Raw genomic sequence first — 26,153 nt, 5'->3', positions numbered from 1 at the left:
CTTAAAAATGCCGATTGGGTACATGCCCAATCGGCATTTTTTATTCTTTTTTCATTAAATCGGTCATCACTTCTAATCGATCAATTTTAGGCAATCCCTGTGCTTGATTTAAAAAAAGTCTTTTATCATTTTTGATAACAAGTCTTGATTCGGCAGGTTTATTTTCTAATCCCTTCCCAAATTCAATCGCATGACCATTTTCTTTTGCCTTGCCGCGGTACGCGTTAATTTCGAGGTTTCCATTTGCAAAGATTCCTCCTTCAACACGAAGATAGGAACCTACCGCATACAACTCTGCATTCTCGTCCGTATATAGATAGGCATTAATGGAGTTGACTTCATCGAGAAATTTATTGATCCGCGCAATTTCCAGTTGCCCTTTCGTCATCAGGATCAGTTCACTTTTATTTAAGCCTCTAATGTCCACATTGTTAATCATCGTATTACCGAGAACATAAATGGTAGAATCGAAGGCGATATCTCCTCTTATCGTTAAATCACCTGTGATAAGAATATTTGCTGAAATTTCCATCACATCATTGCCAACATTTTCGATTATCCCGTTGCCGTCAATAACAATCCATTTCGATTTATCATCGATAACGAGGCGATTTGTGTCGATATAGACCTCTTCCTCATCATCGCCAAGGCGTAAATAGCTTTGGATCGTTGGGGATTGATTGAGATTTTCAAAAGAGGACACGACCTCAACGGCTGGAGAATTTAGACCTTCCGCAATAATCTCGTTCATTTCCAATGGCAGTGGATCAATATGAGTGCTTAAAAATCCTGCTGCTTTGAGCTTTTCTTTAAACGTTTTTTCAATATCGACACCAACATATTCGCCCTCTTCTTTGGAAACAGTGGGAGCAGTTGGATAAAATGCTCTTTCTATTTGTTCCACAGGAAGAGGATGAAAGGAGCTTGTAATGGTTTCTTCCGCAATGTAGCAGTTGTTTTGGCAATATTTTATGTCATTCCCTTCAATAAACAATTGATGCTCATTTTCTTCATTGACAGATGGAAACGTTGTCGGTTCAACGTCATGAACCCCATTATAAATGTATTTAGCTTGGTTGCTTATAACGAGTTTTTTATTTGCGTATATATTCCCTTTCTCAACAAAGGTAGAGCCATTTAATGTTAAGGTTTCTCTAGAACCGATTGCGTATTTTAAGAAGCTGGGCATCCCTGTTATGTAAACGATTTGCTCATATTTTCCGCTTGAAACCTTCAAAACCCTTGTGTAGTCTTCATTTTCTTTAATGTCGTACTCACTCTGGTCACTTATATTTTCTATTTGATAACCGTATGGGTTATGAATGAGTTTAGCCTCAATAATATTGTGATGATAAGTACTAACAGACATATCGGGGTTGCCGGAAGGGTGGTTAAACTCTGTATCAATTGTTTTCTTTATGTAGGCAACAGCCTCACCTAGGGCACGAATTGCATCCAAATCGTTCGTTACTTGATCTTCTCTTATTTCAGTTCGTTTCGCACCGCCGATACTCGTAGAAAGAATGGATAAGCCTAACACTGTAAATACTAAAATCAAGAGCATCACGACCACAAGGGTAGAGCCACGTTCATTCTTGACCAATATGTTCACCTCATTAAAAACCAAAAGTACTTTCCAAAATTAACGGCTCAATTTTGAATAAATTTGAAAACCGCTCTTTATCTTCGCCAATGATAAGATTCAAATGAATAATGCCATGTGGACAATGCTCACTTAATCCTGGATTGCTGCAAGAAAACGTGATCTCAGAGCTTTGCTCATCAATGGAGGTGAATCTTGAGCTGTCGGATGAAATTTGCGTAATCGTTGCACTGTCTTCATTGGCATCATCTGTTACCGTCTCGATGAAGAATCGATCATCTTTGAAATAAATGAATAAACGGCGCTCAATTTCAATATCCCCATCTTTGTTATATCGATGATCAACGATATAACGTTCTACATCCTTTGGGGCATACCTTACAAGTTCTATCCCCTGTGCCCCATCCTGTTCATATTTCTTAATGTAATCTGGCGGCGCCTCATACATTTTATTAAGAATCATGGTTGCAACATAGTCGGCGTCATCCCGTAATTGGGCTTCAATCCCGATTTTTTGATACAGCTTCAAACCTGTTGTGAAAACACTATAAATGATTCCAGATACAATTGCCATAATGACGAGTGTCACTAAAACCTCAACTAATGTAAACCCGTTCTCTGTTCTGATTAGCTTCTTCATTTTTGGATCAAACCCCTTACGGAAGCGGTTTGGCTATTCCACATAACCGTCACTTCCACACCTATTAACTGCTCTTGTAAATCGGGTGCGTTCTTATTTGGAACTTCATCACTTTCGATTCCTTTTGTAAATATTACTTTCGATTCGTAATCAACATTGTTAATTTTCGTTGAAAAAAAACTTTTACAAACGCTTGGATCATCAAAAACCATTTCGGTTTTCTCACCAATTAAGGCGTCATTGCAATTTTCATGATTAATTTCTTTTTCTGAGATATCATCATTTTCATTAAAATAAGCCTGGTAAATTTTCTCGAAATCCTGCTGTTCGAAATAATAAAGGACATTACGTGCAACATTTATCCCCACGGTTTTATTTTCGTTTTTTTTCGTGTACGAGTAGGCCTGATTAAAGAAGGATAGAAAAGTAGTCATAATAATGCCCAATATTGTTATAGAAACAAGGACTTCAACTAATGTAAGTCCCCTTGCATTATGTATTAATTTCAAACGCTCCACCTTCCTTTGTCCTATTTTTTGTGAACTAGTTGTGAGAAAAGGATTTTCTCTATCATATTTACTACATGGCTTCTTTTAAAATAGTTAACTTTATTATACAATATTTAAGAGTCTATAATTGTAGAAAATATGCGAAAAACGTTGAGATTTCAATTGTTTTTGCAAGCAAGCGCTTTTCATTTGTACGGGTATGTTAAAAAAATAGTGTTGATTGAAATATTAAAATAGAACTAAAACTTTTATACTAAAAAGAGGTGAACAAATGGGAGAACTGGTCGTCTCTGTTATATCCTTAATTATTCTCGTACCCATTATTTATTTTCTACCATTGGGATTAACCAATAAGGGAAAAGGGCTGCTGATCATTATTGCTTTTATCTTTGCCAATGTAGGAATATTGGCAAAAGGTAATTTTCCAATTTGGCAAACGGCACTTATCCTGTTATTATTAACCGTTCTTACGGTTTACATATTGGATAAAAGATTTCATCACCTATTATTTTTAAAGAAAAATGAAAAGCTTTCTGAGCCTTTACTATATAATGAAGAGTTCGTTACATACGAAGAAGAAAATAAAGAAGCTGAGGAAATGTCTCTCGAACAATTTGAACAGCATAATCTTTCATTCGTGCAGGAAGAAGAGCTGGTTAGCGAAGAACGTTTATTGGAAATCGAGCAAATGGAAGATTTGGGGGAGGAAACGAACGTAGGAGATAGGATAGAAAAAGATGATGAAGAAATAGTTGACCCCCCATTTCTCACTGGAAAAAATGATGAAATGAGCGGGATCGAGAAATCGACATACATGACAGAAATCGAGATGCTGTTAGAAAGCGAGGAGCTGGAAAACTTCCCAAATAACATCGAGACTCTTGACATAGTAGCCAAGAACAGCTTTTCCCCTCAAAGCGAGGTGGTGAATTTAGAAGATAGTGATAGGAAGGAGGACGATGCGAGTAGCGAATCGGGAAGCCAAGAGGCTGAAGCAGTTGCGCAAGAGACTCCTCTCTTAGAGTCGATCATTCTAGAAGAAGCTTTCTCCCAGCTAGATCTTGCTCATAAGGAGATTGCCGCAGGAAATGAAGGGGCTATGAGTTTTTTACAAACTGAAAGTCTTGAACACCATTCTTTGCACAAGACAGCAGAAGCAACTACGTTCGCTGCCTTGGAAGAAAGTTCGTACATAGATAGTGATCGAGATGATGGGGACGAGAATTTACAGTTTGATATAAAAAATCGAGTGATTATCGCTGAAGGTGAGCAAAGAACTAGCCTTCAACAGCAAATAATGCAGACGATGGTATCACAAATTGATCATGCTAGAAAACAAATGACTCCTCATGAGTTTGAGAAGTACGTGAAGGAATATTTACATCCAGAAATATCGGCACAAGACTATTATACTTTTGCCAGTATATTGATAGAGCATTATATCAGGCAGAAAGAATTGAATAAATTGCAAGGATTGTTGGCTGATTTAAGGGAAAAATTTACAGATTATCCTGTATTGCAGATGGAAATTCAATATTTGTTTAAACAATATTGTGAAAAAATAAGCTGATTTACCTAAATACATGTTAAAATAATGTAATATATGGATGGATTTTATACATACATGTCGAATGGAGTATGGATGAGATTTATTCGAAATAGTTTCGTGAACTTATAGATTAGGTGTGGTGAAAATTTTATGAAAAAAAGTACTCAAATTAACAGTTTACCCATTATTAGCATTTTAGATGGTAATCAAGTAGGAAAAGTAAAATCTTTAGTGATCAATCCTGATAAAGGTTCAGTCGATTTTTTAATGATTGATCATGAAGAATTTCAAGTAAGTGTCAAGGCAATTCCGTTTAAAAAAGTAGTCGGAATAGGAGAGTATGCAGTAACAATTGATAGTGAAAATGCAGTCATTGATTTAAATGAAATTCCTATTGCCAATCAGCTTGTAAATAAGAAAATCAAAATTACAGGCACAAAAGTAATGACAAGAAAAGGTGAGTTAATAGGTGAAGTAATTGAGTACTTTATCGATCAAGAAACGGGCAATATTCTTGGCATGCAATTGAAGCTAACGGATAAAGAAGTGGCCCTCCCATCTGAATCCGTTGTTACATTTGGAAAGGACATCATTATTGTTAAAGAAGATGCGGCTTCATACTTTCTAAATTCTGTTGAGGAACTAGAAGGAAAAAGTGTGACAGAAGAGCTAGCGGAAGCATATTCGGATTCTAGTGCTGTGACAGTAGCAGAAGATGAGGGAATAACTTCTTTAAAGGAAAAGCAAATTGAGCTTTTAATTGGAAAAAAACTTACGAAAGATATTTATGATAAAGAAGGAGTTCTTTTATTTAGTGAAGGGACTTATTTAACAGCAGAACAAATTCAAAAAGCACAAGCAGAAGGACCAAGTATTGTTGTTGAGCTGTCCATGAATGTGGAAGCGTAATGGAGGAGGCCGGTTTTTGTGAGGAACCAGCACGGGATAAAGCTGTTTCTAGTCTTAATGATTTCTGTTGCCTATATTTTTAGTTTCTCACATTTCGGTACATTAGCTTACGGAGCCATTGTTAAAAACCATGATTATTTTGCAGACGGTACGAAAATTGGCTCCCTATCTGTAGCTGGCAAAACAGAAAATGAAGCACTTCAACTTACAGATGAAGAGCTAACAAAATGGCTGAATGAAACAACGATCACTTTAAAATACAAGGAAAAGAATGAACAGCTAGACTTGCGTTATTTTACCTTTGATCTGACAGAGACGGTTCAAAAAGTGAAGAATGGCCAGAGTAATCCTATTTTTGTCCAATTAAATTCGTTGGATGAAACGCTCTATTCTTTGTCCTCACGGCTTAATAAAGAGGATCTTGCTATTGAGGAATTAGAAGCTGACATTGTGCGCGCTGCCCAACTGTTAGAGATTGGTTCTTATCAGATCCGCATCGAAGATTACTTTTTGGATGGACAAAGCAACGAACCCCAGGTGATTTCTGAGTTTCAACTTGATTCAGCATTTGTCGAAAACGAACTTGATCTATTTATAGGCAAGACAATTGAATTGGAGGCAACATCACAATTTTCATTTCTGGACTATGTGAAAGATGAGATTGGCGCAGTTTCCTCCCTGACTTTAAGCAAAATAGCTACTTCCATTTATGAGGTAATCCTGCCAACTAATTTTGAAATGATTGAAAGACATATAAGCTCTGAGCTACCAGAGTATGCCGCTTTAGGGTTTGAGGCAAAAGTTGACCCAGAGTTGAACTATGATTTAATCTTCTCTAATGGAAATGAATGGAGCTATTTCATAGAGTTTGAAAAAGTGGATGATGTTTTTATCACCTATCTAAAAGGGCCGACGTTATTAAATCAATATATTCTTTTACAAGAAGATAAGGAGAGCTTTAAGCCAAAGACGATTCTACAATTCAATTCAGAGCTTTCTCCAACTGAATCTCAAGTTAAGGTTGCAGGAAAAGAAGGGCAGCTTATTAAAATTTATCGGGAGCATCGAGATGAAAATGGGGCAGTGCTGAAAAAGGAATTGATTTCGGAAGATTTTTATCCACCTATTCATCAAATCGAGATTACCGGTTTGATTGTCTCAACAGGAGATTCGACTGTAACTTCTGGGACGGAAAATACTGAAGTGGAAGCAGAAGGAAATCCTGAATCGCAAAATAGTGAGCCTGCTTCGATAGATGAGAATGGTGAGCAGGCACCGCCATCTGATCGCGATCATTTGGATAGTCCAAAGAACGATGAAAATTCCCTCTGGGGAAAAGAAAATGAAATACCAAAATAATCACCAAAAAGCGGGGAACTTAATATGAAACAGCAAACCCGAAAACGACTTGGAGATTTACTTGTTGAAGCTGGTCTTATTTCTGAGGATCAGCTTCAATCTACATTAAAGGAGAAAAGTCCCGGTCAAAAACTGGGCGATGCCCTTTTGCAAAGGGGGTATATTACAGAACAGCAGCTTATTGAAGTGTTGGAGTTCCAGCTTGGCATTCCACATATTAGCTTATATCGCTATCCGTTCGATACCACTCTTTTCAGCCTGATTTCGAAGGAGAAAGCGAAAAGAAACCGTCTTATTCCATTGAAAAAAGACGGAGATAAGCTTTTTGTTGCAATGGCTGACCCTATGGATTACTTTGCTATTGATGATTTGCGACTTTCGACTGGTTTTCAAATTGAAACGGCCATTGCAACGAAGGACGACATTTTAAGAGCGATCAATAAATATTATGAAATTGATGAAGGTTTTGATGAGTTAATCGGTGATCTGCCTGATCATGAAGCGGCGCAAGAGGAGGAAATCAGTTCAGATGATTCCCCTGTTGTACGCCTTGTCAATCAGCTAATGTCGAATGCCGTTGCGATGAAGGCAAGTGATATTCACATTGATCCCCATGAGACAAAGGTGCTTATTCGCTATCGAATTGACGGGATATTAAGAACGGAAAGAGTTTTGCCGAAGCATATGCAAAGCTTGCTGACAGCGAGAATTAAGATTATGGCGAACCTTGATATTACAGAACATCGAGTACCACAAGATGGAAGGATTAAGGTGAATTTAGATTTTCATCCCATTGATCTCCGTGTATCAACATTGCCGACTGTGTTTGGAGAAAAAATTGTTTTACGCATCCTTGATCTTAGTAGTTCTTTAAATGATGTTACTAAATTAGGTTTTAATAAGTTAAATTTGAAGCGATTTATCGATATGATTGAAAAGCCGACGGGGATTGTGTTAATTACCGGACCAACGGGATCAGGAAAATCCTCGACTTTATATGCTGCCCTCAATCGACTCAATAGTGAGGAAGTGAATATTATTACGGTCGAGGATCCAGTCGAATATCAATTAGAAGGAGTTAATCAGATCCAAGTGAATGCGAATGTTGGGATGACCTTCGCCAAAGGGCTGCGCTCTATTTTACGTCAAGATCCAAATATCATTATGGTTGGGGAAATTCGCGATAAAGAAACCGTTGAAGTGGCTATTAGAGCTTCGCTAACGGGTCATCTTGTATTGAGTACGATCCATACGAATGACTCGCTCGGCACTGTTACTCGCCTTCTTGATATGGGAGTGGAGCCATTTTTAGTGGCCTCCTCACTAAGCGGAATTGTTGCCCAGCGTTTAGTTCGCCGTGTATGCCGTGATTGTGCGGAAGAGCAGGCTCCTTCAAAAAGAGAGTTAGAAATTTTTGCTAAACGCGGTATCAAAATTGAACGAATTGTTCGCGGCAGAGGATGTTCATCATGTAATATGACTGGGTACAAGGGGCGCCTTGCGATCCATGAGGTCCTTGTTATAAATGATGAGATGAGAAGGGTTATTATGGATGGTGATTCTTTTACAAGATTAAGAGAATTGGCGATTAAAAGTAAAGCCATTTTTCTCATTGACGATGGTTTACTTAAGGTTAAACAAGGCGTGACGACAACGGAAGAAATTTTAAGAGTAGCGATTCCTGAATAGGGGTGCAAAATGTGAAAGAAATGATTGAGCATATTTTAAGAGCTGGTTTTGAATTAAAAGCATCTGATCTCCATTTAACAGTTGGAGTCCCCCCTATTATGAGACTGAACGGGGAATTAAAAAGATATGGAAAAGAGACGTTAAAGCCGATTGATACAGAAGGAATGGCGAAGGCGATCATTCCTGCTCATATGTGGGAGCAGTTCAAGGAAAAGGGAGAACTTGATTTTTCTTACGGGATACCAGGTGTCTCCCGTTTTCGTGTTAACGCTTATTTACAGCGCTCCTGTGTAGCGATGGCTATACGAATTGTGCCGACGAAGGTTCCAACGATTGAGGATTTGCAATTGCCTTCCGTTTTGACGAAAATTGCCGAGCGCCCACAAGGATTAATCCTCGTAACAGGTCCGACCGGAAGTGGAAAGTCGACAACATTAGCTGCGCTTATTCAATATATGAATCAACATATGCGCAAGCACATCATCACACTGGAAGATCCGATTGAGTATTTGCATAAGCATGGCAATTCGATTATTGACCAACGGGAAGTCGGCTTCGATACAAATAATTTTGCGAATGGATTACGTGCAGCATTAAGACAGGACCCAGATGTCATCCTCGTTGGGGAAATGCGTGATTTAGAAACGATTCAAACGGCGATAACGGCTGCAGAAACAGGACATCTTGTGCTAGGAACGTTGCACACGTCAAGTGCGCCGGCAACGATTAATCGGATCATTGATGTTTTTCCACCATCCCAGCAGCCGCAAGTAAGAATTCAACTTGCCTCTGTGCTCGTGGCTGTTATTTCTCAGCGTTTGTTTCCAACAGCGGATCAAAAAAGAAGAAGAGCTGCTACGGAAATTCTTATTAATAATGCAGCCGTAGCTAATTTGATTCGCAATGAGAAAATATACCAAATTGTCAATGTGATTCAAACGTCACGTGCCTATGGCATGCATACGCTAGAATCAAGCATTAAAGAGCTTGTCCAGTCCGGAATCGTTTCAAGGGACGCTGCTGAACCATTTTTACAGGAGAATCTAAAATAAAATGGCTAGATTTAAATATGTTGGTAGAGATCGTAAAGGAAATAAACAGGGGTTTGTCAATGCTACTTCAAGAAGAGAAGCAATGAAAAAGCTTAAATTGGATGGGATACGCGTTTTAGAAATGACGGAAATATCAGAGTCAATATTGACGAAGGATATTTCAATCGGTTCACCGGTAAAGCTTGAGCACCTCGTTATTTATTTGCGACAGTTTTCAACACTTTTGAAGGCTGGGGTATCAGTTGTGGAATCAACCAATATTTTAGCTCACCAAACCGAAAGTAAGGCTTTAAAAAAAGCGCTTTTCGATATTGAACAAGAACTACGCGAAGGGAAACCGCTCTCAGATGCTACCGCCAAGCATAAAAAGATTTTTACTCCGATGTTTGTTAATATGATTCGAGCTGGTGAAGCAAGTGGAAGCATGGATGAAACACTGGAGCGTTTAGCTGTTCATTTTGAAAAGCAGCATAATACAAGAGCAAAAATAAAATCAGCGCTAGCTTATCCGATTGTCGTCGGAATTTTAGCGATTGCAGTAGTTATATTTTTACTCGTTTCCGTAGTCCCGACGTTTGTGGACATGTTTGCTGACTTTGGAGGAGAGCTTCCAGCGATTACGCAATTCGTCTTAAACGCAAGTAAATTCATGCAAGCATTTTGGTGGCTAGTCGTATTGCTTATTCTGTTATTCGTTGGAGTGATTGCCCTTATAAGGCGCAATAAAAATACAAAGTATTATTTAGACTATTTTCTATTAAGACTACCGATTTTTGGCAAGATGTTTCAAAAAGCGGTGCTTGCACGAATGACGAGGACATTGAGTTCTTTGTTTACAAGTTCTGTTCCAATTTTACAAGCTCTTTCGATTGTTGAAAATGTGGTCGAAAATGAAGTAATTGCTAAAGTTGTTCGTCAGTCCCGGGATGCCCTCGAACGTGGACAATCATTAACAGGTCCGATGAAAATGCATTGGGCATTCCCGCCGCTTGTCACGCAGATGATTACTATTGGGGAAGAGACAGGCTCATTAGATGCGATGCTGGGAAAAGTGGCAGACTTCTATGAAAAAGAAGTAGAAAACAGCACGGATAGAATTAAAGCATTAATGGAGCCTATTATGATTGTCGTATTAGCAGGACTTGTCGGCACGATCGTTACGTCGATTATGGTTCCGATGTTTGAAATCTTCAATCAGGTCAGCTAATCAAATAGGTTAACAAATTTTTGCAAAATAATTACTCGATTAGCGTTTACAAGTTTACTATGTTGAAACTATAATAGTATTTAGTACTTATATACTAGAAAAAAGGGAGAGATTTACATGATAAAAAATGTAAAAAAACAAGTAAACAATCAACGCGGGTTAACGTTAGTCGAGTTATTAGCGGTTATCGTTATTTTAGGGATTATTGCGGCGATTGCGATTCCAAGTATTGGAAAAATCATTGAAAACACGAAAATTGATTCAGTCAAAGCAGACGCGATTCAAATTATTAATTCGGCAAAGATTTATTATTCGGAAACGGGAGAAGCTAATATTGCTTTAAGTGATCTAAAAAATAATCATATTGAGTTAAATTCGGAATTTTCAGATAATACAAGTGTAAGTGTTAAAGAAGGTGAATTTAGAATTACAGGTAAAGGTGAAAAAGATAATATAGAAGTCGAATTTTCTAATGTAAGTATTAGTGATATAAACAATGCAAAAAAAGGTGATAAAGAAATAAAGAAAAGTCAGTAAGCTAAATATGAAGTGAAGGAAATAAGTACTTATGATAATTCTCGTGATATTCATTTATGGACTCATCTTAGGTTCTTTCTTTAATGTAGTGGGACTCCGAGTTCCAGTAAAAAAATCAATTATAGCACCGCGTTCAGCATGCCCGAACTGCAGCCATCAACTGCGGGCCTTTGAGTTATTTCCCGTGCTGTCTTACATAATACAAGGGGGAAAATGTCGTCAATGCCAGACGAGAATTTCCCCGCTTTACCCAATAGTGGAGCTTATGACAGGGCTGTTATTTGTCTCGGCTTCACTCCTGTTAGGCTGGACGTTAGAACTTATCGTGGCTTGGACATTGATTTCTCTTTTCATGATTATTTTTGTTTCCGATATTACGTATATGCTAATCCCTGATAAGGTTTTGCTTGTGTTTGCGGGGATTTTTTTGTTGGAGCGGCTCATACTTCCTCTCAGTCCGTGGTGGGACTCTCTTCTCGGTGGAGTGATTGCCTTTTTCCTTTTATTTCTCATCGCAATTGTGAGCAGAGGCGGCATGGGTGGTGGAGATATTAAACTGTTTGCTTTAGTTGGTTTCGTTGTAGGAACAAAGGTATTTTTACTCTCCTTCTTTTTAGCAACTTTAATGGGGGCATTAGTCGGTGGAATCGGGATTTTGTTTAAATTGACAGAACGGAAGAAGCCGATCCCGTTTGGACCTTTCATTGCAGTTGGTACATTAACGGCTTATTATTTTTACGAGCCGATTCTCTCATTTTATCTCTCATTTTTAGCAGGTGTTTAAGGGGTCGTTTCATATGCATTTCACATTATTTTCAAGGAAAAAGCGCGTTGTTAATCTCGTCATTAATGATCATTCCATTCGCTATGTAGAACTGAAGCAGATCGAGCCGCTAGTTCCACTACGCTGGGAAGAACGCTTGTTGCCAACAGGAATCATTGCCAATGGAAAAATTATTGATTATGAAACACTCAGTAATATATTGGAAGAATGTATAACCGATTGGAAGTTGAAAAATCGTCAAGTTCGCTTTCTTATACCTGAATCTTTCGTCATTATTCGGAAAGTGTCTATTCCTGCTGAAGTAAAGGATGATGAAATGAAAGGGTATCTTTACTTAGAATTGGGTTCTACTATCCATCTTCCCTTTGAGGAACCAGTATTTGATGCAGTCGTTCTTTCAAAGGGTGAAGAGAAACAAGAAATTTTGCTTTTTGCTGCACCGGAAGAAAACGTTCAGGAATATATGGAACTTTTAACGGAAGCAAAGCTTGATCCGGTTGCAGCTGAAGTTTCTCCACTAGCCATATACCGACTTTATGCCCATCTGCAAAAAGAGCGAAAACAAGAAGCATTGCTTGTCGTGCAATTTGGTTTAAGCGAAGTCAATATTTGTATTTTTGAAAATACTATTCCTTTTTTTATGCATCATCTTCCGCTTGAATTCAATGGTGAAGATTGGGATAAAAAACTTAATCGCTTTGGAGAATACGAATTAGCTTTTGTGGGAGAAAATGAGCAGTTTTCTTTTCAAATGGAGGATTCTTATAAAGAGCTTAACCGCTTGATGGACTTTTATCGCTACTCATTGCATCAAGGGAAAAAACAAGTATCTAAGATCTTGCTTAGTGGAGATCACCCACTGCTTGGGCAAATAAAAGCTGAACTTGACAATCGCTTTGATGTTCCTGTGCAAATGCTCGTTTTTGAGCAAGGAGAAACAGATCTGCCTCACACATTTCATTTAGCATTAGGGCTTGCTTTAAAAGGGGTGTAATCAATGCTCATCGATATTAATCTATTACCTCAAAAAGAAGCGAAAAATAAATCCCTTTTAACGTTCATTGTCATTTCTTGTTTCCTTCTTTTTATTGGTGGAGCATTCGCTTTTTGGATCAATGCCACCTATACGAAAAAATTAGAAAATATAGAGCAACAAATAGCCACAGCGGAACAGTTGGTGGCAAGTGAACAGCAAAAAATAACAGCCTATGAATCTGCGAGTTCAATTGCTGATTTGGAAAATGCGGTTAAATGGGCGAAAAGCTACCCAATTAAAACAGTCCCTATTTTAAAAAATTTAACGGCTTTACTCCCTGAAAGGGGATTTATTCAATCAATTAACTATGAAGAAACTGGACTTTTACAATTAACGATACAGTTTGAAATGAGCCGTGAAGCTGCGTATTACTTAAATTCTCTTTTAGAATCGGACTGGGTCACCAATGCAAGACTAGAGACATTAGACGCCGTGACTGGATTTTATGATAAAAAATTCGGAGAGCCGGATGCTGGCTTTGATGATCGTGCCATTAAAAATGAAAAGTATATTCCCCGCTATTTAGGACTATATGAAATTGAGTTGAACCGTGAAGTATTAAAGGCAAGTGGAGATAGCTCCCACGAGGAAGGGGGAGATGGTCTATGAAGATAAAATTGTCTCGAAACGAAAAAATATTAATTATTGGGGTTAGCGCAATCCTCATTCTCATATTTTCATGTATTTATTTTTTTGTTTTGTACCCTAAAATAGAGCAAATTCCATTAAAGGAAACGGAATTGGCATCTCAGGAACAATTATTGTCAACTTTACAAAGTAAAACGATTGACATAAATTCCAATACTTTCCAAAGTGCGGTTTCCTTGCAAAAAATGGTTCCTGTTAAGGAATTATCACAGCAATTAATCCTCGATATTGAAAAAGCAGAAGTTGTCTCGGGAAGCTTTGTTACAAATATGAATTTTGAAAATGGTGAAGTTTCGTATGCTGTGGAACAGGAAGAAACTGAACAAGCAGAGTTAAATGAGGGTGAAGAGCTTGAGGAAGAACAAGTCGAAGAAAATACAATCGCATTGCCGGCTGAAGTAAAAAAAATTTCCGTAACGTTAAGCGTGGAATCGCCAAGTTATTTTGAATTTGAAAAATTTATTAGCAATCTGGAAAACTCAGAGAGAATTACGGTTGTGGAAGCTATTGATTTTACTGCTGGTGAAGAAATTATTGAGCAGGAGCAGTATGATAAGCCGTTAAGCTATCAAGTTAAAATCGCTGCCTTCTATATGCCGACGTTAGCCGATTTAATGGAACAGCTACCCAAGTTGGAAACGCCTGAACCGGCAGACAAAAAAAATCCTTTACCAAAGTTCGGTGATTTATAGTTACCCTAATGTACTCGAGCAATTCTACAGTGGAAAGTACAGGGGTCTGTTGATTGTTACTATCTTGATTTTTAAAAAATTTGACGAAAATCTCTATAACAAGACGACAAAAGTCTTGTTATTTTTTTTTGCCTTTATGATATGTTTGATGCAAACCTGCATTCGACATGGAAGGAGGGCAATCATTGGACAAGTCAGGAAATTCAAAAACGATTACAATAAAAATTAACGGAAAAGATCGCTCCACCGAAAAAGAGAAACAAATAGGAGAATGCGAAAATAATCATGAACAACAAAAAAATAGCGCCTCCGCTCCATATAAAGAGCTGGAGAACATTGCATCGCAAGAGCTGTCGGCTGCAGAACAGGTGAAAGAAGAGGATGATTTTGACTGGATCTTGCCTGATGTAGAGGAGCAGGAACAACTACAGGAATACAAAATTATGAGCCAATCGAAGGGAAAGGGCGGGGGAAAAAAAGGCAATCCTATTCGCAATAAAGGGATAGTGCCATCGATATTATTAATCGTTTTTTTAGCCGTTTTATCTGGGACAACCCTTGGCGTTTTAATGTTAAATATGGTTATTTCTGATTCCATGACAGAAGCGGTATCCGGACCGGTGGAGGAAACACCCCCTGAAGAAAAAGCAAACCCCACTGGAACGGCAGTTGTTGAGCTTCCAGCACTGACAAGTTATTTAGTTCAAGGTGGTGTTTTTTCGACAGCTGACGCCGCTAATGTGGAAGCTGCGACTATGACGAAAAAAGGACTACCGGCTAAAGTAATAGAGATAGATCAGCAATTTTTCTTATTTGTAGGTGTGGCAGATAATTTAGAAAATGCAAAGTCGCTAGGAAGCCATTTGCAAGAAAGCGGAATAGATACTTTTTCCAAGGAGATAGCCATTGGTGGAGGCTCACTTTCGCAATTGCAGGCATCAGAACGAAGTCTGTTAGAAGCCGCTCCCAATTTATATAAGCTTCTTTTAGAGATTTGCACAACTGCACATCTCTCTAATTCAATGGCGACAGAACAAAAAAACGCGTTAGCTGCGCAAATAAATCAATGGAAGGAGCTTGAGAATATCCAAAATGAGCAACTTCAACAGCTTAAGGGTGAATTAGAGGGAGCAGCTAACTTATTAAGCAGCTATAGTGAAAATCATGAGCAAGAGACATTGGGGGACGTACAGCAGCACCTCTTGAATTTCCTTTCTGCTTATCAAGCTCTATAGCACAAATACCCCTTTTTTTTGAAAATGTTGTGAAAATAGTATTGAAGAAAATTAATTTTCTGGGAAATAATTTATAGGAAAAAAGGAAGAATGTTGAATATAAAGGAGTCTGCGTGAAAATGATTACGTTGACTCTTTTTTAAAACATAAAATCATGGAAATTGAAACTTCGTAACGGTAAAAAACGTCTTAATAAGAGGGTATAAAATAGAAGTGATTAGTTCGGAAGAAGTTTTTTTACTTGGAAATTGTTTCTAAGAAGAGAATTTGGTACGATAAGCTTGTATCATCCTTTTCTGAAACAATCATAAGGTTAGGTGATTTAATGCAAACCCTCATTTTAGCCTCTTCTTCTCCACGGCGAAAAGAACTTCTAGAAAATTTACATTTAACATTTGAAGTATGCAGCAGTGATGTTGACGAGACCTACAACCCAGATCAAACCCCTGAAGAAATTGTAATGGAATTAGCTAAGCGCAAAGCGGAATTTGTTGCCCGAAGATATCCGACAGCTTTTGTGATCGGGAGTGATACAATTGTGGTGGCAAATGACCAAGTATTGGGAAAACCGAACGATGAGTATGAAGCTATAAAAATGCTTCAACAATTGTCGGGAAACCATCATTCTGTTTATACAGGTGTGTCAATTTTTAGTCCAACGAAGCACATCGAGTTTGTTGAAAAAACCGAGGTGGTATTTTGGGAGTTAACAGACGAGGAAATCAAAAGCTATGTTAACACCGGAGAACCGATGGATAAGGCAGGGGCCTATGGAATACAAGGCTTTGGAAGGCTCCTCGTTAAAAAGATTAATGGAGACTATTTTTCAGTAGTAGGCCTGCCGCTATCAAAAACGATAAGAAAACTGCGCATGCTCGGATATGATTTGCCTTTTTAACTTCCATTTGCCATTAAGGTAAATAGGAGGAATCATGTTGCAAGATGAAACATTAATGATCCGAGATTTTCCTGAGAGTGAAAGACCGAGGGAAAGATTTGAACAAAGTGGCCCAGCAAGCCTTTCAAACCATGAATTGCTTGCGATTTTGTTAAGGACGGGAACAAAAGAGGAATCGGTTCTACAATTATCCAATCGCTTGTTGACAAATTTTGAAGGCTTAAGGCTTTTAAAAGAGGCAACGTTAGATGAAATAACTGCTATAAAAGGCATAGGAAAAGCAAAAGCTATACAAGTACTTGCAGCAGTAGAAATAGGCCGGCGAATTTCTAATTTATCCTATGATGACCGATATATCATCCGTTCCCCAGAAGACGGGGCGAATTATGTCATGAATGATATGCGCTTTCTGGCGCAAGAGCATTTCGTTTGTTTGTATCTAAATACAAAGAATCAAGTCTTGCATAAGAAAACTGTTTTTATTGGGAGTTTGAATGCTTCTATCGTTCATCCGAGAGAGGTCTTTAAGGAAGCTCTTCGCCGCTCTTCTGCCTCTGTCATCTGCCTTCATAATCATCCTTCCGGAGATCCTACGCCAAGCCGTGAAGATATTGAAGTAACAAAGCGTTTGGTTGAAGCAGGAAAAATTATTGGGATTGAAATATTAGATCATTTAATTATAGGGGAGAATAAATTTGTAAGCCTAAAGGAAAAAGGATACTTATAAAAAGAGTATTTCCTTATTACTATGAATTTGTGTCCTATTTCATATATAATGAAATATGCCCTTAGGGCACTATGATTTTGACATTTGTTAAGCTATAATAATGCTTGTGACTTTTGCACGATCTCTCGTGCAACAAAGTCCATTTCAGTTAATGAAAAAATGGATAAACACTTAATCAGGACACGAATAAAGGTGTTAAACGATTTGTTTCAGAAAGGGAGATACAACAATGTTAGGTATTGGAACTAAAGACCTTGGGATAGATTTGGGTACAGCAAATACCCTTGTATATGTGAAAGGCAAAGGTGTCGTCGTACGCGAGCCTTCTGTTGTCGCTTTACAAACAGATACAAAACAAATTGTCGCTGTTGGAAATGATGCGAAAAATATGATCGGTAGAACTCCAGGAAATGTCGTTGCGCTACGACCAATGAAGGATGGTGTAATCGCGGATTATGAAACGACAGCAACAATGATGAAATATTATATTAAGCAGGCGACAAAAGCTAAGGGCTTTTTTTCTGGGAAGCCATATATAATGGTGTGTGTTCCATCAGGGATTACAGCAGTGGAGGAACGAGCTGTTATTGATGCAACTCGTCAAGCGGGAGCGAAGGATGCTTATACAATTGAAGAGCCGTTTGCAGCCGCAATTGGAGCTAATCTTCCGGTATGGGAACCAACGGGAAGCATGGTTGTGGATATCGGTGGAGGAACGACGGAAGTGGCGATTATTTCCCTTGGCGGAATCGTTACAAGCCAGTCAGTGCGTGTTGCTGGAGATGAAATGGACGATGCAATCGTGAGCTACATAAGAAAAACGTATAATTTAATGATTGGTGACCGGACTTCAGAGACGATTAAAGTGGAAATTGGTAGTGCTGGGGAGCCAGAAGGTATCGATAACATGGAGATTCGTGGTCGTGATTTATTAACGGGTCTGCCGAAAACAATCGAAATTACGGCTTTGGAAATTTCACACGCCCTTCGTGATACCGTGGATGCTATTGTGGATGCTGTCAAAGTAACACTTGAAAAAACACCTCCAGAGCTGGCGGCAGATATTATGGATCGCGGCATTGTATTAACTGGAGGCGGCGCTTTACTGCGCAATCTTGATCGGGTTATTAGTGAAGAAACGAATATGCCTGTATTAATTGCCGAAAATCCACTCGATTGTGTAGCGATTGGAACCGGAAAGGCGTTAGATAATATCAACTTATTTAAAAATCGGGCAAAGGAATCACGTTAGTCTATACCCATTTCTTTAGAGATCAATCGCAAGTGAATTCATTTGCGATTGATCATCATGTACTCGATTTATTATAAATAGCTCTATGAATATTGTAAAAAATGAGGTGTAGTAAATGCCACAATTCTTTTTGAATAAACGCCTGATTTTTTTGCTTGTCAGCATTATTATTCTCGTGGCATTAATTGGATTTTCCTTAAGAGAACGAGAAGAATTAACTGTGCCAGAGCAATTTTTGAAGGATGCAACCGGATGGATACAAAATGTTTTTGCCAAGCCACAGGGCTACGTAACCGATTTCTTTGAAAATGTGAAAGATCTCCAAAATACATATTCAGAAAATAAGGAATTGAAATCTCGCTTAGACAAGCTTGCGAAGCTTGAGGCAGATGTTCAACAGCTAGAAAAGGAAAATAAAGAGCTTCGGGAGATTTTAGGTGAAAAAGAAAGCCTCCGAGATTATGATCCTATACAAGCAACGGTTATTGGGCGCAACCCAGATCGTTGGCACGAAATTATCATTATTAATAAGGGCGAAGTCAATGGAATCGAACAAAATATGGCAGTTGTTTCGTCCAATGGATACTTAATTGGGAAAGTGAAAAGTACACAGCAATTTACGGCGACAATCCAATTATTAAGTGCAATGGACCCGACGAATCGGATCTCCGCTGAGATCAAAGGGAACGATGAATATTTTGGTACGATCGAGGGCTATGATGTCGACCGGGAACTGTTAAAGCTAAAACGGATTCCTTACGATGCCAAAATTGAAAAAGAACAAAAGGTTGTTACATCTGGATTGGGTGGAATATTCCCTCAAAACCTGTCAATCGGAGAAGTGGTGGATGTTGAACCTGATGAATTTGGTCTTAATCAAACCGCATATGTGAAACCAGGAGCAAACTTTTATAATATTAGAAATGTTATGGTTGTAAAAAGAGTGATGGATCAGCCAAATTTAAGTGAAATGGTCGATGATGAGGAGGAGGAGCTGTGAGAAAATTTCTTCTTCCTCTCTTATTCATCTTTTTCTTTATATTAGAAAGTATCTTTGTTCAATCTCTTCCTGCTGAGATGTTTAATAGCGAACGCATTTTAGTTCCCCGGTTTTTGATGATCGCGATTATCTTTTTGACTCTTTATGGCAATCGAAATCACGGTCTGATTTACGCTCTCGTCTTTGGGCTGTTGTTTGATGTCGTTTATACGGAAATAATCGGCATTTATTTATTTTTATTCCCTTTAATTGCTTACTTGACTTCAAAAGTGATGCGACTACTGCAAGCGAACATTGTTGTTATTTCAGTTGTTTCGTTACTAGGGGTGGCCCTATTGGAACTCTGTGTCTATGAATTAACATTTTTAATTAACAAAACAGATATGGTTTTTTCCATGTTTGTCGATTTAAGATGGTTGCCAACATTAATTTTAAATTTGGCGTTTATTATTATTTTTGCTTATCCGCTCAAACGTCACTTTGAGAAATATGCTCTTTCATTAAAAGAAGAGTAACTTAATTAGCCATAGTTCCTTTCACGAAAAATAGGTTTTTTTCACTAACGAGAATTTTTCCGAAAAAATAATATTCTCTTTGAAAACATGCGTATTTAATAAAGGAATATATGTTGTATTTGTCGAATATCTGTTACAGACCTTTTTTCTGTAAACATGGGCCTGTTAGATGATAAGGCTGCTTTTTGCCTGTTTGTCACAAGCCCTTCTTTTTACATCTTTCAACAGGCTTGACAGAGTGTTCACCTTCGTTCTGCTTGAGGCAAAACCATTATCGGCTTGAAACAGTCACTCTAATAAAGCCTAAAGATTTATGAACATCATCGATAAAAAAGTATGTATTCAAACGATATGAATGTTATGCTTGATATATGCCAAGCTCTAGCACTTTCTTTTTTGTCTCACAGGGATAAAATAGAAGGTATGATTCGTGAGAGATTTGGAGAATTGTTTAGCGCAAGCTGTGAGCCTTCTGCAAACTTTAGGTCCGTAGGATTCTTTGGACTTTTAAAAAGATTTCTTAGTTTGTATGGCGATGTACAGGAGCTTACGCTTTTCTATGAGGTGAACATCTTGATATGAAGAAAACTCAGAATGTGCTAATAAAGGGAACGAAAGACGGACTAACATTACATTTAGATGACAGTTGCTCTTATGAGGAATTAAAACGAGAGTTAAACGAGAAACTGACGGAAAATCAAAGAGTGAATAACGATCATCCTTTAATTTCTGTTAGTGTTAAAGTTGGAAATAGATACTTAACTGATGAGCAAAAGGAAGAAATTAAGACGTTAATTCGGCAAAAAAAGAATTTGGTGGTCGAGTCGATTGAATCTAATGTCTTAACAAAGCTTGAAGCAAAGCAAATTATGGAGGAGCATGAAATTGTTTCTGTCGCAAGAATTGTCCGCTCTGGTCAAGTTCTCGAAGTACCCGGAGATTTGTTGTTGATTGGAGATGTAAATCCTGGTGGCAAGGTCGTGGCGGGAGGTAATGTATTTGTAATGGGAGCGTTAAAAGGAATTGCTCATGCGGGCGCAAATGGAAATTCGAATGCCATCATTTCTGCTTCGATCATGATGCCGACTCAGTTAAGGATTAATGAAGCGATCAGTCGCTCTCCTGATGTCCATGGAAACGAAGAAAGACGAGAAATGGAGTGCGCGTATATTGATGAAAATGAACAAATTATAATTGATAGATTACAAGTTTTGATGCATCTTAGACCAAATTTAACAAGATTGGAAGGAGGATTCTAAAGTGGGGGAAGCAATCGTTATAACATCTGGTAAAGGCGGGGTTGGAAAAACAACCACTTCAGCTAATATAGGTACAGCTTTGGCTCTTCAAGGGAAAAGAGTTTGTTTGGTAGATACAGATATTGGTTTGCGCAATTTGGACGTCGTAATGGGGCTAGAAAATCGAATTATCTATGACTTAGTGGACGTTATTCAAGGCCGCTGTAAAGTTCATCAAGCTCTCGTCAAGGACAAGCGTTTTGACGATCTGCTTTATTTACTGCCAGCGGCACAAACAAGTGATAAAACAGCGGTTGAACCGGAGCAAATGAAGGTCTTGGTCGAATCTTTGAAACAGGATTATGATTATATTATCATTGACTGCCCAGCTGGAATTGAACAAGGCTACAAAAATGCAGTAGCAGGAGCAGATAAGGCGATCGTTGTTACAACTCCAGAAGTATCGGCAGTTCGTGATGCAGATCGAATTATCGGACTTCTTGAAAAGGAAGAAAATGTAGAATCTCCTAAACTAGTGATTAATCGTATTCGCAATCATTTAATGAAAAATGGCGATATGTTGGATGTGGATGAAATTACAACCCATTTATCAATTGAATTAATAGGCATTGTAGCAGATGACGATGAGGTCATTAAGGCATCAAATCATGGTGAACCGATCGCATTAAACCCCAATAGCAAGGCATCAATTGCCTACCGGAATATTGCTCGGCGCATTTTAGGAGAATCCGTTCCTTTGCAGCCATTAGGTGAGGATGATAAGGGCGTTTTTTCTAAATTGAAGAAGTTTTTTGGCGTAAAGTAAATATACATATGTAAGAACCGAGGTTATGCTTCGGTTCTTTTTTAATGCTCCGTTTTTGTCTTTATTGATGGGAAAGAGTTAGAACTCCTTCTTGCCTCCTGCTCTTAATAGACGATTTTTCTTGTCATATATGACGTGGACAACTCATACACTTGTACAAACTAGATAAGGGGATTGGTGGGGACATGTCTAGAGCGGATGATATTAGAAAAAGGATAGCGAAACGAAAACGTGAAAGGGAACGAATGACGAAGCAGATAAACGAGCAATTTTTCGTTGTCGAAGAGGAAGAAAAATATGGATTTGAAAAATTCCCCTCTTACGAAAGTGATCCAGGAGAAAGCGGGCATCCACTTTTTAATAAAGAATTCTTTTTGTTTAAAATATTGGCATCAGCTTGTCTTGTGCTTATTGTTGCCATTATTTTCCGTAGTGGCGGAGAATCATTACAGCCAGTAAAGAGCTTTGTCACAAAATCATTGGAGCATGATTTTCAATTTGCAGCGGTGGCAGATTGGTATGAAAATAAATTTGGCAAGCCATTGGCCCTTTTGCCATTTGAGCGCAAGGAAGAGTCACCGGAATCCGATGGAATTCAAGAGTATGCTTTACCTGCGGCAGCACGGATTTTAGAGGAGTTTGCAGAGGATGGTCAAAAGGTTTCCATTGAAACGGAAAAAGGCGCTGCAGTTACAGCGATGAGTGAAGGAAGAGTCAGTTATGTTGGCAATGAGGAAGGCTTTGGAAAAACGGTCATTATTCAGCATGCTGATAAAAGTGAAACATGGTATGGCAACCTTGAATCGATTGATGTTACATTGTATGAATTTATTAAAAAGGGAAAAAGTGTTGGCACGGCAGCGGATGCTGGTGATGGAGCGAAGGGCTTGTTTTATTTTGCCATTAAAAAAGGGGATGACTTTATTGACCCCATCCAGGTGATTCAATTTGACTAACTTTCTTTCCCTTTTTCGAAAAATATATATCCATCCATTATTATGGGTTGTTGTTGCGATAGCGGTTATGACAGCGCATTTTATTGAACTTTCTCTTTTGCTCTTCATTATTTTTATCCATGAGTTCGGACATGCGGCTGCCGCTTCTTTTTTTTCGTGGCGCGTGAAAAAAATTTCTATTCTGCCCTTCGGGGGAGTGGCGGAAATGGATGAGCACGGGAATCGTCCGCTTAAGGAAGAGGCTATTGTCACCTTGGCGGGTCCGATTCAGCATCTTTGGCTAATAGCAGTGGCTTTGCTTTTAAATAATGCTGGAGTAATGTCGGAATTTATTTTTACCCACTTTATTCAATTTAATTTAATGATCTTCATGTTTAATTTGCTCCCTATTTGGCCGCTTGATGGGGGTAAGTTTATTTTCTTATGGCTGTCATTAAGAGAATCCTTTCCAAAGGCATTTAAGCAGACATTAATGATTTCGATTATCGTTGTATTCGTTTTTACCGCTTTTATGCTATTGATTGAACCAATCAATTTAAATTTATGGATCGTTGTTTCCTATATTATTTTTACTTTGCGTTATGAGTGGAAGCAAAGTCGATATATCTTTATTCGCTTTTTAATGGAAAGGTATTATGGGAAGAAAAATGAGTTACGTAAGCTTAAGCCGCTTATTGTTGAGGCTGATGATCTTGTTATTCATGTGCTAGAACGTTTTCAACGGGGCTATAAGCATCCGATTATTGTTGAGAAAGATGGCAACGAAACAGGTTCTTTAGATGAAAATGAACTTCTTCATGCTTATTTTGCCGAAAAGCAAATTACTGCGAAAATTGGCGACTTACTCTACCCCTATTAAAGTTTGAGAAAATAGCCGCACTGTTGGATAATAAGGTGAATGAAGCAGGTAAGGAGTTTTATTTCGTGAATACTATCATTGTAAATGGAATGGGTAGAGAAAAAAGGTATGCATTCATTAAAGATCATAAGGTGGAAAAGCTTGTTGTTGAACAGCCACAGCATCATTCCATTGTAGGTTCGATCTACTTGGGCATTGTTGAAAAGGTTTTGCCGGGCCTGAACGCTGCTTTTATTGATATTGGTCTTGAAAAGAAAGGCTTTTTACACCGGGATAAACTCCCGGCTTTCTTCGTGTCGAACGAGGATAAAAGCATCGCTACTTATCTTCATCAAGGTGAAAAAATTCTTGTTCAGGTAGAAAAGGATATGAGCGGAACTAAGGGGCCCAAGGTAACTGCACTGATCGAGCTTGGCGGGGATAGAATCGTTTATACACCGCAAGGGAGATTTGTGGCCGTATCGAAGAAAATGGCCGATCAATATGTGCGGGAAGAATGGCGTCAGCTTGGCAATGAGCTCAAGCGGGGGGATGAAGGAATTTTATTTCGTACAGCTTGTGCAGGGTGTTCCAAGGAGGATGTGATCGTTGAATTGGAGCAATTGCGAGCGATGTATGAAAAAATGGTTCAAACTTCGAAGTTGATGAAGAAGCCCGGCATAGTTATGAAGCGTGATTTCTTTTTGGAAGAGGTAAAAGCTGTCATTTCAACCTTAAATTCAGGTAGAGTTATCGTTGACACGTTTGAGCTGAAGCAGGAACTTGAATCGGTTTGCTTTCATGTGGAACTTATTTATCACCACCAGAGAGAAGATATTTTTTCAATTTATCGATTGGACCAAGAGATTGAAACTGCTTTAAGAAAAGTAGTGTGGTTAGAAAATGGAGCTTATTTAGTGTTTGATGAGACTGAGGCTTTAACAGTAATTGATGTAAATACTGGTCAGTTTTCCGGAAAACATAATCCTCCAGACACCGTTATCATGACGAATCTTGTAGCAGCGGAAGAAATTGCCCGACAAATTCGTCTTCGTAATTTAGCGGGGATGATCCTTGTTGACTTTATTGATATGAAAACAGAAAAAGCACGAGCCCAAGTAAGAAAAAGGTTAGAAGCTGCTCTCGGAGGGGATGAGAGAAGAACGAAAATTGTCGGATTTACACCTTTAGGGATTCTGCAGATGACGAGAATGAAAACGCGGATTCCCCTTAAGGAAACAATGCTCCGTGCCTGTCAAGTGTGCGAAGGAAGCGGGCAAGTATTCAGTGCAGAAACAGTCGCCTTTCGTTTGGAACGGGAACTATTACAGTTCAGGGGAAAGGATATAGAAGCGGTTTTAATCGAAGCCACAGAGGATGTCAGAAGCATTTTTGCTGGAGAAAATGGAAGTGAACAGAAACTTTTAGAGGACGCTTGTGGGATCGAGGTTTATTTTACAATTACAGAAGGATCGAAGCCTTATTACCGTATTAAACAGATGGGCGAGAAAAAGAATATTGCGATTACAAGCTAAGCAACGGTATATTTTCATGTTGACACTAACTGTCGGACTATGATAATATTTTCATGTTATGTTTGTAGCGCACCCGTGCTACAACCGCACAGATCAGGTTATAAAGATTACTCATTTGTATTAAGCTGTGAGTGCCATAAGTCAATCGATCGACAAGCTAAAGAATGACTTTACAGTCGGGAGCGTCTTATAAAATGGCCTTTATTGCTTTTCGAGTCACCTGTGATGGCGAGTCTGAGTCTAAGAGGAGGTGCAGTTCATGTACGCAATTATCGAAACTGGTGGTAAGCAAATCAAAGTAGAAGAAGGTCAAGCAATCTACATTGAGAAGCTAAACGCTGAAGCAGGCGAAACAGTTACATTTGATAAAGTTTTATTCGTTGGTGGCGAAAACGTTAAAGTTGGTAGCCCAGTTGTAGAAGGTGCAACAGTTACAGCTAAAGTTGAAAAGCAAGGTCGCGCTAAAAAGATCATTGTTTTCAAATACAAAGCGAAGAAAAACTATCACAAAAAGCAAGGTCATCGTCAGCCATATACAAAAGTTGTAATTGAAAAAATCAACGCTTAAGGCGGTTTATGATGATTCAAACAACGATTTATCGTACTGAATCTGGACGAGTACAATCGTTTACGATTAGTGGTCATGCCCTCTTTGCCAACAAAGGAAATGACATTGTTTGTGCAGGAGCTTCTGCTGTTTCTATCGGAGCGATTAATTCCATTATCGCATTAACCGGAGTAGAACCAGAAATCGAGCAAGGAGAGTCGGGCTTTCTCCGCTGCGTCATTCCAGATAATCTCACGAAAGACGTACAAGAGAAGGTACAGCTATTGCTTGAAGGGATGATCGTGAGCTTACAGACGATTGAAAGAGATTATGGAAAGCATATAAAAATAACCTTCAAAAAGTAGGAGGTGG

At 38.5% G+C, this 26,153-nt stretch carries 27 protein-coding genes and 1 other annotated feature; of the genes, 24 read left to right on the top strand and 3 right to left on the bottom strand.

Features of this window, described 5'->3' with window-relative positions:
- Positions 1-40: 40 nt before the first annotated feature.
- From PZE06_RS01710 to PZE06_RS01700, 3 genes are read right to left on the bottom strand one after another with little or no spacing between them, the layout of a single operon-like run.
- A complete protein-coding gene (locus PZE06_RS01710) occupies positions 41-1,603 on the bottom strand; it encodes a hypothetical protein (RefSeq protein ID WP_150913663.1) in 1,563 nt (520 codons plus the stop codon).
- Positions 1,604-1,616: 13 nt separating this feature from the next.
- Entirely contained in the window at positions 1,617-2,243 is a 627-nt protein-coding gene (locus PZE06_RS01705; protein ID WP_150913661.1) for a PulJ/GspJ family protein, read from the bottom strand.
- Positions 2,240-2,752, bottom strand: coding sequence for a type IV pilus modification PilV family protein (locus PZE06_RS01700; RefSeq protein WP_191963126.1), 513 nt, complete (start codon positions 2,750-2,752; stop codon positions 2,240-2,242). Before PZE06_RS01700 ends, PZE06_RS01705 begins: the two co-directional genes overlap by 4 nt.
- Before the next feature lie 271 nt (positions 2,753-3,023).
- Between PZE06_RS01700 and PZE06_RS01695 the strand changes: the two genes are divergently transcribed.
- The 24 genes from PZE06_RS01695 (at position 3,024) to PZE06_RS01580 (ending at position 26,146) form a co-directional block, all read left to right on the top strand.
- On the top strand, positions 3,024-4,322 hold the full coding sequence (locus PZE06_RS01695) for a hypothetical protein (RefSeq protein WP_150913657.1): 1,299 nt from the start codon (positions 3,024-3,026) through the stop codon (positions 4,320-4,322).
- Between the two features lie 129 nt (positions 4,323-4,451).
- Positions 4,452-5,210, top strand: coding sequence for a PRC-barrel domain-containing protein (locus tag PZE06_RS01690; RefSeq protein ID WP_150913655.1), 759 nt, complete (start codon positions 4,452-4,454; stop codon positions 5,208-5,210).
- 18 nt (positions 5,211-5,228) lie between these two features.
- Complete coding sequence (locus tag PZE06_RS01685) at positions 5,229-6,569, top strand: G5 domain-containing protein (protein ID WP_150913653.1); 1,341 nt, start codon at positions 5,229-5,231, stop codon at positions 6,567-6,569.
- A 24-nt stretch (positions 6,570-6,593) separates the two neighbouring features.
- On the top strand, positions 6,594-8,258 hold the full coding sequence (locus tag PZE06_RS01680; RefSeq protein WP_150913651.1) for a GspE/PulE family protein: 1,665 nt from the start codon (positions 6,594-6,596) through the stop codon (positions 8,256-8,258).
- Between the two features lie 11 nt (positions 8,259-8,269).
- On the top strand, positions 8,270-9,310 hold the full coding sequence (locus PZE06_RS01675; protein WP_150913648.1) for a type IV pilus twitching motility protein PilT: 1,041 nt from the start codon (positions 8,270-8,272) through the stop codon (positions 9,308-9,310).
- Position 9,311: 1 nt separating this feature from the next.
- Positions 9,312-10,517: a type II secretion system F family protein gene (locus tag PZE06_RS01670; protein WP_150913646.1), complete on the top strand. Its 1,206-nt coding sequence runs from the start codon at positions 9,312-9,314 to the stop codon at positions 10,515-10,517.
- A 117-nt stretch (positions 10,518-10,634) separates the two neighbouring features.
- The gene (locus PZE06_RS01665) at positions 10,635-11,054 is read left to right on the top strand and encodes a prepilin-type N-terminal cleavage/methylation domain-containing protein (protein ID WP_150913644.1); all 420 of its coding nucleotides are present in this window, start codon (positions 10,635-10,637) and stop codon (positions 11,052-11,054) included.
- 31 nt (positions 11,055-11,085) lie between these two features.
- Positions 11,086-11,838, top strand: coding sequence for a prepilin peptidase (locus PZE06_RS01660; protein ID WP_191963125.1), 753 nt, complete (start codon positions 11,086-11,088; stop codon positions 11,836-11,838).
- A 13-nt stretch (positions 11,839-11,851) separates the two neighbouring features.
- Positions 11,852-12,832, top strand: a complete 981-nt coding sequence (gene pilM, locus PZE06_RS01655) for a type IV pilus biogenesis protein PilM (protein WP_150913642.1) — start codon at positions 11,852-11,854, stop codon at positions 12,830-12,832.
- 3 nt (positions 12,833-12,835) lie between these two features.
- On the top strand, positions 12,836-13,483 hold the full coding sequence (locus tag PZE06_RS01650; protein ID WP_150913640.1) for a PilN domain-containing protein: 648 nt from the start codon (positions 12,836-12,838) through the stop codon (positions 13,481-13,483).
- A complete protein-coding gene (locus tag PZE06_RS01645; protein ID WP_150913638.1) occupies positions 13,480-14,214 on the top strand; it encodes a hypothetical protein in 735 nt (244 codons plus the stop codon). The genes PZE06_RS01650 and PZE06_RS01645 overlap by 4 nt, the downstream gene beginning before the upstream one ends.
- A gap of 185 nt (positions 14,215-14,399) precedes the next feature.
- Positions 14,400-15,449, top strand: a complete 1,050-nt coding sequence (locus PZE06_RS01640) for a hypothetical protein (RefSeq protein ID WP_150913636.1) — start codon at positions 14,400-14,402, stop codon at positions 15,447-15,449.
- Positions 15,450-15,774: 325 nt separating this feature from the next.
- A complete protein-coding gene (locus tag PZE06_RS01635; RefSeq protein WP_150913905.1) occupies positions 15,775-16,347 on the top strand; it encodes a Maf family protein in 573 nt (190 codons plus the stop codon).
- A gap of 34 nt (positions 16,348-16,381) precedes the next feature.
- The gene (gene radC / locus PZE06_RS01630; protein WP_225310577.1) at positions 16,382-17,074 is read left to right on the top strand and encodes a RadC family protein; all 693 of its coding nucleotides are present in this window, start codon (positions 16,382-16,384) and stop codon (positions 17,072-17,074) included.
- Positions 17,075-17,303: 229 nt separating this feature from the next.
- On the top strand, positions 17,304-18,326 hold the full coding sequence (locus PZE06_RS01625; RefSeq protein ID WP_150913634.1) for a rod shape-determining protein: 1,023 nt from the start codon (positions 17,304-17,306) through the stop codon (positions 18,324-18,326).
- A 115-nt stretch (positions 18,327-18,441) separates the two neighbouring features.
- Complete coding sequence (gene mreC / locus PZE06_RS01620; protein WP_150913632.1) at positions 18,442-19,326, top strand: rod shape-determining protein MreC; 885 nt, start codon at positions 18,442-18,444, stop codon at positions 19,324-19,326.
- Positions 19,323-19,841: a rod shape-determining protein MreD gene (gene mreD / locus PZE06_RS01615; protein WP_150913630.1), complete on the top strand. Its 519-nt coding sequence runs from the start codon at positions 19,323-19,325 to the stop codon at positions 19,839-19,841. The genes mreC and mreD overlap by 4 nt, the downstream gene beginning before the upstream one ends.
- Before the next feature lie 578 nt (positions 19,842-20,419).
- Positions 20,420-21,100, top strand: a complete 681-nt coding sequence (minC, locus tag PZE06_RS01610; RefSeq protein ID WP_150913628.1) for a septum site-determining protein MinC — start codon at positions 20,420-20,422, stop codon at positions 21,098-21,100.
- A 1-nt stretch (position 21,101) separates the two neighbouring features.
- The gene (minD, locus tag PZE06_RS01605) at positions 21,102-21,905 is read left to right on the top strand and encodes a septum site-determining protein MinD (RefSeq protein ID WP_150913626.1); all 804 of its coding nucleotides are present in this window, start codon (positions 21,102-21,104) and stop codon (positions 21,903-21,905) included.
- 185 nt (positions 21,906-22,090) lie between these two features.
- The gene (locus PZE06_RS01600) at positions 22,091-22,861 is read left to right on the top strand and encodes a M23 family metallopeptidase (RefSeq protein ID WP_150913624.1); all 771 of its coding nucleotides are present in this window, start codon (positions 22,091-22,093) and stop codon (positions 22,859-22,861) included.
- Positions 22,854-23,720, top strand: a complete 867-nt coding sequence (locus PZE06_RS01595) for a M50 family metallopeptidase (RefSeq protein WP_150913622.1) — start codon at positions 22,854-22,856, stop codon at positions 23,718-23,720. Before PZE06_RS01600 ends, PZE06_RS01595 begins: the two co-directional genes overlap by 8 nt.
- A 65-nt stretch (positions 23,721-23,785) precedes the next feature.
- The gene (locus PZE06_RS01590) at positions 23,786-25,234 is read left to right on the top strand and encodes an Rne/Rng family ribonuclease (RefSeq protein WP_150913620.1); all 1,449 of its coding nucleotides are present in this window, start codon (positions 23,786-23,788) and stop codon (positions 25,232-25,234) included.
- A 72-nt stretch (positions 25,235-25,306) separates the two neighbouring features.
- Positions 25,307-25,480: a sequence feature (ribosomal protein L21 leader region), on the top strand.
- A 13-nt stretch (positions 25,481-25,493) separates the two neighbouring features.
- Positions 25,494-25,802 carry a 50S ribosomal protein L21 gene (rplU, locus tag PZE06_RS01585; protein WP_095307271.1) on the top strand — a complete coding sequence of 103 codons (309 nt, stop codon included), beginning with the start codon at positions 25,494-25,496 and terminating at the stop codon, positions 25,800-25,802.
- Positions 25,803-25,813: 11 nt separating this feature from the next.
- Entirely contained in the window at positions 25,814-26,146 is a 333-nt protein-coding gene (locus tag PZE06_RS01580) for a ribosomal-processing cysteine protease Prp (protein WP_095307267.1), read from the top strand.
- The last annotated feature ends 7 nt before the right edge of the window (positions 26,147-26,153 follow it).

This window comes from Robertmurraya sp. DFI.2.37 (genome assembly GCF_029211245.1).
Classification (GTDB): domain Bacteria; phylum Bacillota; class Bacilli; order Bacillales; family Cytobacillaceae; genus Robertmurraya; species Robertmurraya methanolica_A.
The sequence above is the reverse complement of the archived record's forward strand: the minus strand, read 5'-3'. Positions and strand labels throughout refer to the sequence as shown.

Bases quoted from the DNA above. Each gene is read 5' to 3' on its own strand.
- PZE06_RS01705 (WP_150913661.1), bottom strand. From the start codon at position 2,243: ATGAAGAAGCTAATCAGAACAGAGAACGGGTTTACATTAGTTGAGGTT.
- PZE06_RS01695 (WP_150913657.1), top strand. From the start codon at position 3,024: ATGGGAGAACTGGTCGTCTCTGTTATATCCTTAATTATTCTCGTACCC.
- PZE06_RS01690 (WP_150913655.1), top strand. From the start codon at position 4,452: ATGAAAAAAAGTACTCAAATTAACAGTTTACCCATTATTAGCATTTTA.
- PZE06_RS01680 (WP_150913651.1), top strand. From the start codon at position 6,594: ATGAAACAGCAAACCCGAAAACGACTTGGAGATTTACTTGTTGAAGCT.
- PZE06_RS01670 (WP_150913646.1), top strand. From the start codon at position 9,312: ATGGCTAGATTTAAATATGTTGGTAGAGATCGTAAAGGAAATAAACAG.
- PZE06_RS01665 (WP_150913644.1), top strand. From the start codon at position 10,635: ATGATAAAAAATGTAAAAAAACAAGTAAACAATCAACGCGGGTTAACG.
- PZE06_RS01660 (WP_191963125.1), top strand. From the start codon at position 11,086: ATGATAATTCTCGTGATATTCATTTATGGACTCATCTTAGGTTCTTTC.
- pilM (WP_150913642.1), top strand. From the start codon at position 11,852: ATGCATTTCACATTATTTTCAAGGAAAAAGCGCGTTGTTAATCTCGTC.
- PZE06_RS01650 (WP_150913640.1), top strand. From the start codon at position 12,836: ATGCTCATCGATATTAATCTATTACCTCAAAAAGAAGCGAAAAATAAA.
- PZE06_RS01645 (WP_150913638.1), top strand. From the start codon at position 13,480: ATGAAGATAAAATTGTCTCGAAACGAAAAAATATTAATTATTGGGGTT.
- PZE06_RS01635 (WP_150913905.1), top strand. From the start codon at position 15,775: ATGCAAACCCTCATTTTAGCCTCTTCTTCTCCACGGCGAAAAGAACTT.
- radC (WP_225310577.1), top strand. From the start codon at position 16,382: ATGTTGCAAGATGAAACATTAATGATCCGAGATTTTCCTGAGAGTGAA.
- PZE06_RS01625 (WP_150913634.1), top strand. From the start codon at position 17,304: ATGTTAGGTATTGGAACTAAAGACCTTGGGATAGATTTGGGTACAGCA.
- mreC (WP_150913632.1), top strand. From the start codon at position 18,442: ATGCCACAATTCTTTTTGAATAAACGCCTGATTTTTTTGCTTGTCAGC.
- minC (WP_150913628.1), top strand. From the start codon at position 20,420: ATGAAGAAAACTCAGAATGTGCTAATAAAGGGAACGAAAGACGGACTA.
- PZE06_RS01600 (WP_150913624.1), top strand. From the start codon at position 22,091: ATGTCTAGAGCGGATGATATTAGAAAAAGGATAGCGAAACGAAAACGT.
- rplU (WP_095307271.1), top strand. From the start codon at position 25,494: ATGTACGCAATTATCGAAACTGGTGGTAAGCAAATCAAAGTAGAAGAA.
- PZE06_RS01580 (WP_095307267.1), top strand. From the start codon at position 25,814: ATGATTCAAACAACGATTTATCGTACTGAATCTGGACGAGTACAATCG.